Genomic DNA, 1,665 nt, shown 5'->3' on the forward strand with positions numbered 1-1,665 from the left:
GACCTAACAATTATTTATACAGCCCATAGTGAAACGGAACGCACAGAGGATGGCTATATGTGGACAAGGATGAAGACCACAGGAAAGAAACTGAACAAGCTTGTACCTGAATCTAAGTTTAATGTGGTTTTATTAGCAAAATGTAAGGATGGTAGATACATCTTTGAAACCCACAGCAAGAACTCTACAGCCAAGACACCTTTTGGAGCCTTTGAAGAGGATGAGATAGAGAACGATATTGTGCCAGTATTGCGTGTCTTAGAGGAGTTTTAGATGTTTAGGTACTCGGATAAGGAGATCAAAGAAATCTTAAAAGAGGCTACTGTGGTAGTAGATACAAGAGAGCAGAAATGTGGACATATCATTGAGTATTTTAAAACTAAAAAGATTCCGTATGTTTGTGAAAAGCTGGACTTTGGGGATTACACCCTCAAGGTTCATCTACCACACCTAGAAAGACCAGTCTATCTCCAAGATAAATGTGTCATAGAACGTAAGGCTAACCTAAATGAGCTAAGTGGAAATTTTACACAGAGCAGAGAACGCATAGAGAGTGAATTTCTAAAAGGTAGGGGTAAGATGTATCTCTTGATTGAGAATGCAAAGTATGAGGATATTCTACTGCATAACTACAACACAAAATATCTACCACAGTCTTTTATGGGAACACTGAAGGCCTTTGAAGCAAGATATGACCTAAAGATTATGTATTTAGAGAATATCAATTATAGTGGTGACTTTATTTATAGAACGTTACAACATCATTTAAGAGAACGATTAAGAAGAGGAGAACTATAAAAATGAAGAAATGGAATGGATACGAAACAACACAAGTTATAGGAGAAAAAAGAAAGCTACCAGCTGGTGCTTATGTTTGTAAGATTATAGATGCGAATGAAGAAGTTTATGGTTGGGGAAGCGTGGTAGTCATTCATTTTGATATTGCAGAAGGCCCATATAAGAACTTTTATCTAGAGCAATATGAAAAGCAAAAAGGGGATAAGAAATGGAAGGGAACCTATAGACTAACTTGTCCTAAAGATGATGGTAGTGAAAAGGATGAGCGAATTAAAAAGAACTTCAAGACTTTTATTCACCACATTGAAAAGAGTAATACAGGCTATAAATGGGATTGGAACGAACATAATCTGAGAGCCAAACTCTTTGGTGGCATTTTTGGTGAGAAGGAATACGAGATTGAAGGCAATACAGGGTTCTTTACCACATTACGCTATACAACAGATACAGAAAGTGTAAAAACTGCCCTGATTCCAAAACCAATCTTATTAAAAAGAGATACAGTAGCAACAACTACTAAAGCACCTGAAATAAATTGGGGTGATGATGTATTACCATTCTAGGAGGGATAGAAAGTGGATTATAGCAATGTACCAGTAGAACTTAAGAAGTTGGATAGATGGGTATTGTACAGAATGTTCTTAGATGAAAAGACAGGTAAATACACTAAAAAGCCCTTTAATGCTAGAACGGGTGGCATGGCCCAAAGTAATAACCCTCGTACATGGTGTGATTATGATACAGCTATGCGTGTCGTAGCGCATTATGATGGCTTAGGTTTTATGTTAGGGGATGGCATCTTTGGTGTGGATATAGATGGAGTAGACCTGAAAGATTCTATAGTCAATGAAGTTATAACCACACTAG

The 1,665-nt window shown here is 37.1% G+C and carries 3 protein-coding genes and 1 pseudogene; all 4 read left to right on the forward strand.

The genetic code is table 11. From position 1 onward, the window contains the following. A pseudogene (locus tag H8718_RS21175) lies at positions 1-273 on the forward strand (ATP-binding protein); the annotation flags it as partial. Next, positions 274-798, forward strand: coding sequence for an ERCC4 domain-containing protein (locus tag H8718_RS21180; RefSeq protein WP_249334845.1), 525 nt, complete (start codon positions 274-276; stop codon positions 796-798). 2 nt (positions 799-800) lie between these two features. Then, a complete protein-coding gene (locus H8718_RS21185) occupies positions 801-1,361 on the forward strand; it encodes a hypothetical protein (RefSeq protein ID WP_249334846.1) in 561 nt (186 codons plus the stop codon). A gap of 12 nt (positions 1,362-1,373) precedes the next feature. Further along, positions 1,374-1,665: hypothetical protein (locus H8718_RS21190; RefSeq protein WP_330597796.1), on the forward strand; the 292-nt coding region annotated here is incomplete at its 3' end.

It is taken from the genome of Zhenhengia yiwuensis, from assembly GCF_014384995.1.
GTDB lineage: Bacteria > Bacillota > Clostridia > Lachnospirales > Cellulosilyticaceae > Zhenhengia > Zhenhengia yiwuensis.